At 70.0% G+C, this 6625-nt stretch carries 7 protein-coding genes and 1 riboswitch; of the genes, 4 read left to right on the top strand and 3 right to left on the bottom strand.

From position 1 onward, the window contains the following. From Q2100_RS24210 to Q2100_RS24220, 3 genes are all read right to left on the bottom strand, one after another. On the bottom strand, positions 1 to 483 hold a 483-nt coding region (locus tag Q2100_RS24210), incomplete at its 3' end, for an alpha/beta fold hydrolase (RefSeq protein ID WP_302916103.1). Continuing rightward, a complete protein-coding gene (locus Q2100_RS24215; protein WP_302916104.1) occupies positions 480 to 1796 on the bottom strand; it encodes a bifunctional o-acetylhomoserine/o-acetylserine sulfhydrylase in 1317 nt (438 codons plus the stop codon). The genes Q2100_RS24215 and Q2100_RS24210, both read right to left, overlap by 4 nt. Positions 1797 to 1840: 44 nt before the next feature. Beyond that, positions 1841 to 1975: riboswitch (SAM riboswitch) on the bottom strand. Positions 1976 to 2058: 83 nt separating this feature from the next. Beyond that, complete coding sequence (locus Q2100_RS24220) at positions 2059 to 2886, bottom strand: epoxide hydrolase EphH (protein WP_302916105.1); 828 nt, start codon at positions 2884 to 2886, stop codon at positions 2059 to 2061. Positions 2887 to 2956: 70 nt separating this feature from the next. Between Q2100_RS24220 and Q2100_RS24225 the strand changes: the two genes are divergently transcribed. The 4 genes from Q2100_RS24225 to Q2100_RS24240 form a co-directional block, all read left to right on the top strand. Then, the gene (locus tag Q2100_RS24225) at positions 2957 to 3754 is read left to right on the top strand and encodes an exodeoxyribonuclease III (protein ID WP_302916108.1); all 798 of its coding nucleotides are present in this window, start codon (positions 2957 to 2959) and stop codon (positions 3752 to 3754) included. A 46-nt stretch (positions 3755 to 3800) separates the two neighbouring features. After that, positions 3801 to 4835, top strand: coding sequence for a tryptophan--tRNA ligase (trpS, locus tag Q2100_RS24230; RefSeq protein ID WP_302471820.1), 1035 nt, complete (start codon positions 3801 to 3803; stop codon positions 4833 to 4835). A gap of 27 nt (positions 4836 to 4862) precedes the next feature. After that, positions 4863 to 5885 carry an inner membrane protein YhjD gene (gene yhjD / locus Q2100_RS24235; protein ID WP_302916106.1) on the top strand — a complete coding sequence of 341 codons (1023 nt, stop codon included), beginning with the start codon at positions 4863 to 4865 and terminating at the stop codon, positions 5883 to 5885. Positions 5886 to 5942: 57 nt separating this feature from the next. Then, a partial coding sequence (locus Q2100_RS24240; RefSeq protein WP_302916107.1) for a nitronate monooxygenase occupies positions 5943 to 6625 on the top strand: 683 nt, incomplete at its 3' end.

Raw genomic sequence — 6625 nt, forward strand, 5'->3', positions numbered from 1 at the left:
CGCGCCCCCCATGGAGCCGCCCACCACCGCGGCCACCTCGGTGATGCCGAGGGCGGCCAGCGCCGCGACGTCGGCCGCCACCTGGTCGCGCACCGTGATCGCGGGGAACCGGGAACCCCAGGGCCGGCCGTCGGGTGCGGTCGTCGACGGTCCGGTGGAGCCCTGGCAGCCACCGAGCACGTTCGTCGAGATCGCGCACCAGCGGTCGGTGTCGATCGGGGCCCCCGGGCCGGCGACGCCGTCCCACCAGCCGGGGGTCGGATGCCCCGGTCCGGCGGGGCCGGTGATGTGCGAATCGCCGGTGAGCGCGTGCAGCACCACCACGACGTTGTCGCGGTTCGGCGAGAGCTCGCCCCAGCGCTGTACGGCGATGGACACGTCGTCGATCACGACGCCGCTCTCCAGCGTCAGGGGACCGATGTCCACCACGCCGATCTCGCCTTCGGCGGGCAGCGTCGCAATGTGCACGTCAGAGATTGTCACTTGCCCGCCCTCGCCGCCGCGAAGCCCTGCTCCAGATCGGCCAGGATGTCGTCGATTCCCTCGATGCCGACCGCCAGGCGCACCAGGCCGGGCGTCACGCCGGAGGCGAGTTGTTCCTCCGGGGACAGCTGGGCATGGGTCGTCGACGCCGGGTGGATCACCAGCGAGCGGACGTCACCGATGTTGGCGACATGACTGTGCAGCGTCAGGGCGTTGACGAAGGCCTTGCCCGCGTCGACGCCACCAGCCAGTTCGAAGGCGAGCACGGCGCCAGTTCCCTTCGGCGCCAAGCGCTTTCCGAGGTCGTACCACGGCGAGCTCGGCAGCCCGGCGTAGTTCACCGACAGCACGTCGGCGTGCCCGGCGAGGTACTCGGCCACCCGCTGTGCGTTCGCGACGTGGCGTTCGACGCGCAGGCTCAGCGTCTCCAGGCCCTGCGCGATCAGGAACGCGTTGAACGGCGCGGCGGCCGACCCGAGGTCACGCAGCAGCTGCACCCGGGCCTTGAGCGCGTACGCCGGCGGCCCGAGTTCGGCGAAGACGACGCCGTGGTAGCTGGGGTCCGGGGTCGTGAAGCCGGGGAACTTGCCGTTGGTCCAGTCGAAGGTGCCGGAGTCGACGATCACACCGGCGATCGCGTTGCCGTGCCCGCCCAGGTACTTGGTGGCCGAGTGCACCACGATGTCGGCGCCCTGGCTGATCGGCTGGATCAGGTAGGGCGTGGCGATGGTGTTGTCGACGATCAGCGGCACGCCGGCGTCGTGGGCGACGGCGGAGACGCCCGGGGTGTCGAGGATGTCGATCTGCGGGTTGGAGATGGTCTCGGCGAAGAAGGCCTTGGTGTTCGGCCGCACCGCCGCCCGCCACGACTCCAGGTCGTCGGGGTCAGCCACGAAGCTGACCTCGATGCCGAGCTTGGGCAGCGTGTAGTGGAACAGGTTGTAGGTGCCGCCGTACAGGCGCGGGCTGGACACGATGTGATCGCCCGCGTTGGCGATGTTGAGGATCGCGAACGTCTCGGCGGCCTGGCCGGAGGACAGGAACAGCGCCGCCACGCCGCCCTCCAGCGCGGCGATGCGCTGCTCGACGACGTCCTGCGTCGGGTTCATGATGCGGGTGTAGATGTTGCCGGTCTCGGCCAGCCCGAACAGCGCGGCCGCGTGGTCGGTGTCGCGGAACGTGTACGACGTCGTCTGGTAGATCGGCAACGCCCGCGCGCTGGTGGCGCTGTCGGGCGTCTGCCCGGCGTGGACCTGCTTGGTCTCGAACGACCAGCGTGCCGCCGGGTCGTCGATGATTTCGGGTGTGCTCATGGCGGTTCCAGGTCTCCCTGTCTGTCGGGGGGCCCGTACCTGCGGACCCGCGCTTGCCGTGTGGCCGACGGGATCAAGGGATCAGTCGGCTACTCAACCTGGTCGTCTCCCGGGGCACCCCCCCGCGGTTGGAGGGTTGCCGGCCAGCAAGCCGGGGCTTGACGCTGGCGCTCATGACCGATCAGAAGCTTAACGCACGCCGCGCCGCGGCTGCCACCATGGCAGGTGGCAGGCGGCGCGACGCGCGCTGACGGAGAACGAATCAGCCGGTGGCGCGTTGCCTGCCGACGTGCCCGTCGACGAAGCCGAGGATCACCTCGGCGATGCGATCGGGAGCTTCGAACATCGGGATGTGTCCGACGCCGTCGAGGTGGGTCACCTCGGTGCCCTCGGGCAGATGCTCGGTGAAGTGCCGGGTGAACCGGGGATGAGGCAGCACCCGGTCCTTCTCGCAGATCACCAGGTGTGTCGGGGTCTTGCCCTCGGCGATCTCCAGCAGGCCGGGCAACGTCAGCGACTTGACCAGCAGCTGGTAGTAGGCCGGGCAATGGGAGACGTCGTCGATGATCTCGGCCAGGTCCTCGTCGGACAGGCCGTCGGGCGTCCCGCTCACCGGCAGGTGAGTCAGATAGCGGGTGACCGGCAGTTTCAGCACATGTTGCCGGAGCACCAGGGTGGCCACCCACAGCGGCAGGCCGGCCAGGAACTTGCCGACGATCTCGAACTTCGCGGGGGTGAAGTGCTTCCACCCGCCGGCCGGCGCGATCCCGGTGAGCGTGCGGGCGCGGCCGCGCCGCTCGAGCTCGAACGCCACCCAGCCGCCCAGCGAATTGCCGACGACGTGCGCGGTGCCCCAGCCGAGCGCGTCCATCCTGCGCTCGACATCGTCGGCCAGCGAGGCGCTGTCCAGGAAGAACGGCCCGCGCGACACGCCGTTGTGGCCGAGCATCGTTGGCGCGAACACCTCGTAGCGGCCGGTGTCGGCGATCCGCGGGGCAACGCCCTTCCACACGTTCTGCGACATCATGAACGGGTGCAGCAGCAGCATCGGCTCGCCGGTGCCGAGGTGGATCGGTGCGCGTTCGGTCATGCTGCCCGACAGTAAGGTGATACCGCCGGTACCGCAAGATTGTCCGTTAGGGTCTGGCGCCGTGAGCCGGCTGATCGTGAGCACCGTCAACGTCAACGGCATCCGCGCCGCGGTGCGGCAGCGCTCGACCGAGAACCTCGGTCTGCTCGCGTGGCTGGCCGGCTCCGCCGCCGACGTGGTCTGCCTGCAGGAGACCCGCGCCGACGACGACCAGCTCTCCGCGGCGCTGGCCCCCGCCGTGGCCGACGGGTGGCGGCTGGCCGCGGCGAGCCCGCACGTCAAGGGCCGCAGCGGCGTCGCGGTGCTGTCCCGGCACCCGGTCACCGCGATGCGCCTGATGGAGTCCGACGAGTTCGGCGAGCACGGCCGCTACATCGAGGTCGACACGGCCGGGGTGACCGTGGCCAGCGTCTACGTGCAGACCGGTGAGGCGGGCACCGACCGGCAGCTGGAGAAGGAGCGGTTCATGGCCGCGCTCGCGCAGCGGATGGCCGCGATGAGCCGCGACGGCCGCGAGGCGGTGGTGTGCGGCGACTGGAACATCGCCCACACCGAGAACGACATCAAGAACTGGCGTGGCAACGTCAAGAAGTCCGGCTTCCTGCCCGGCGAGCGGCGGTGGCTGTCCGAGCTGCTCGATTCCGGCTGGGTGGATGTGGTGCGGGTGCTGCACCCCGATGTGGCGGGGCCGTACTCGTGGTGGTCGTGGCGCGGGCGGGCGTTCGACAACGACGCCGGCTGGCGGATCGACTACCAGCTGGCCACCCGCCCGCTGGCGGCCAGGGCGCGGGCGGCCAGGGTCGAGCGGGCAGACGCCTACGCGCTGCGCTGGTCCGACCACGCGCCGGTGACCGTCGAGTACAGCTGACAGGCGGCGAAAAGCCGTTGGCCGGCCATGAAAAGATCGGGTCATCATGAATTCTCCTGTCGAGATGCCGCCCCGGCAACCGCGCGTCGTCTTCTCGGGCGTGCAGCCCACGTCCGACTCCCTGCACCTGGGTAACGCGCTGGGTGCGGTGAAGCACTGGGTCGGCATGCAGGACGACTTCGACGCGTTCTTCTGCGTGGTCGACCTGCACGCGATCACGGTCCCGCAGGACCCGGAGACGTTGCGGCGGCGCACCCTGGTGACCGCGGCGCAGTACCTGGCGCTGGGCATCGACCCGGCGCGCAGCACGATCTTCGTGCAGAGCCATGTGCCCGCGCACACCGAATTGGCCTGGGTGCTGGGATGTTTCACCGGGTTCGGCCAGGCCTCGCGGATGACGCAGTTCAAGGACAAGTCGCAGAAGCAGGGTTCGGACGCCACCACGGTCGGCCTGTTCACCTATCCGGTGCTGATGGCCGCCGACGTGCTGCTCTACGACACCGACCTGGTGCCGGTCGGAGAGGACCAGCGGCAGCATCTCGAACTCGCGCGAGACGTGGCGCAGCGGTTCAACGCGCAGTTCTCCGACACCTTCGTCATCCCGGACGTGCTGATCGCCAAGACCACCGCCAAGATCTACGACCTGCAGGAGCCGACGGCGAAGATGAGCAAGTCGGCGTCCACCGCCGCCGGGCTGATCAGCCTGCTGGACGACCCCAAGGTGACGGCCAAGCGGATCCGGTCGGCGGTCACCGACAGCGAGCGCGAGATCCGGTTCGACCGTGAGGCCAAGGCCGGAGTGTCCAATCTGCTGACCATCCAGTCGGCGGTCACGGGCACCGACATCGACGTGCTCGTCGAGCAGTACCAGGGCCGTGGATACGGCGACCTGAAGAAGGACACCGCCGAGGCGGTGGTCGAGTACGTCACCCCCATCCGGGACCGGGTCGACGAACTGCTCGGCGACACCACCGAACTCGAGGCGGTGCTGGCCGCCGGTGCCCAGCGGGCCAGGGACGTGTCTGCGGCGACGCTCGAGCGGGTATACGACCGTCTGGGTTTCCTCAAGCGATCGCGCTGAGGGCGCGTACACGGGAGGCTGGCTGGCATGACCGACGAGGCCAAGCCCGGCATCCTCGACCGCCTGCGCGCGCGCTACGGCTGGTTCGACCACGTGATGCGGGCGCAGGACCGCTATCAGGAGTCGAAGGGCAACTTCTTCGCCGCCGGCATCACCTATTTCACGGTCTTCGCACTGTTCCCACTCCTGATGCTCGGCTTCTCCATCGCCGGCTTCGTGCTGTCCCGCCAGCCCGACGTGCTCGCCGGTATTCAGGACCGGATCAGGCAGACGGTGTCCGGCAGTCTCGGCCAGCAACTGGTCGAGCTGATGAACACGGCGATCGAGTCGCGCACCTCGCTGGGCCTCATCGGACTGGCCACCGCGGCGTGGGCCGGTATCGGGTGGATGGCCAACCTGCGCGAGGCACTGAGCGCGATGTGGCAACAGCACGGCGAGCAGGGCAACTTCATCGGCACCAAGGTGTCGGATCTGCTTGCGTTGCTCTCGGCTTTTGTGGCCATCGTGGTCACCGTGGCGTTGACCGCGCTGGGCGATCGGAGACTGATCGCGCGAGTGCTCGCCTGGCTCGGCATCGAGGGCATCCCCGGGCTGGGCGTCGGTCTGCGGGTGGTTTCGATGCTTGTGGCACTCGGCATCTCGTGGTTGTTGTTCACCTGGATGATCGCCAGGCTGCCCAGGGAGAAGCTCACGTTCCGCAGCAGCGTCCGCGCGGGCTTGCTCGCGGCGATCGCCTTCGAGTTGTTCAAGCAGGTCGCGTCGCTCTACCTCAAGTCGGTGCTGACCGGCCCCGCCGGCGCGACGTTCGGACCGGTGCTCGGGCTGATGGTGTTCGCCTACGTCACCGCGCGGCTCATCCTGTTCTCCACCGCATGGGCCGCCACGTCCACCGACAACCTGGCCATTGCGCCGGTGAGCCCGCCCGACCCCGCCCAGATCACCACCCGGGTGCAGGTCCGCGAGGGCGTCGGGGTCACCGGCGCGTTGGCCGCGGCGGCAGTGGGAGCCCTTGGCGCGGCCGGGCTTTCACGGCTGCGACGGCGGCAGTGACCGACCGGTGCGCCGTGGTGGGTGACGTCGGCGCCGCATCGGATCGGTAGTGTCTCCGTGTCGCTGACAACACCGTGGTCGCGTGCAACGGGCCTGCAGGTGCCCGTGGTGAACGCGCCGATGGGTGGCGCGGCAGGCGGGGCGCTGGCCGCCGCGGTGTCCCGCGCGGGCGGGCTCGGAATGATCGGCATGGGCAGCTCGGCCACGCCGGAGGAGCTGAGCGCCGAACTGCGCACGATGGGAGACCTCGGCCTGCCGTTCGGCATCGGCCTGGTGCACTGGGTGATTGCCGCGCAGCCGGGGCTCTTCGAGGTGGCGCTGGCGGCCCGCCCCGATCTGCTGTCGGTCAGCTTCGGTGACGACTGGGAATGGGTGTCATCCGCACACGCGGCCGATGTGCGGGTCGCCACCCAGGTGGGCACCGTCGACGCGGCGCTGCGTGCGGTCGACGCGGGCGTCGACGTGCTGGTGGCCCGGGGCGCCGAGGGCGGTGGCCACGGCGAACCACGCATGGGGACACTGCCGCTGCTCACCGAGGTGCTCGACCTGGTCGACGTGCCGGTGCTGGCCGCCGGCGGCATCGCATCGGCACGGGGACTGGCCGCGGTGCTCGCGGCCGGCGCGTCCGGGGCCTGGCTGGGCACGGTGTTCTCCACCTGTGCCGAGGCGTTGACGCCGCCGCAGGCGCGCGCCGCGCTGTTGGCGGCCGGCGGCGACGCGACGATGATCACCGACGAATT

Source organism: Mycolicibacterium arseniciresistens (assembly GCF_030519285.1).
GTDB lineage: Bacteria > Actinomycetota > Actinomycetes > Mycobacteriales > Mycobacteriaceae > Mycobacterium > Mycobacterium arseniciresistens.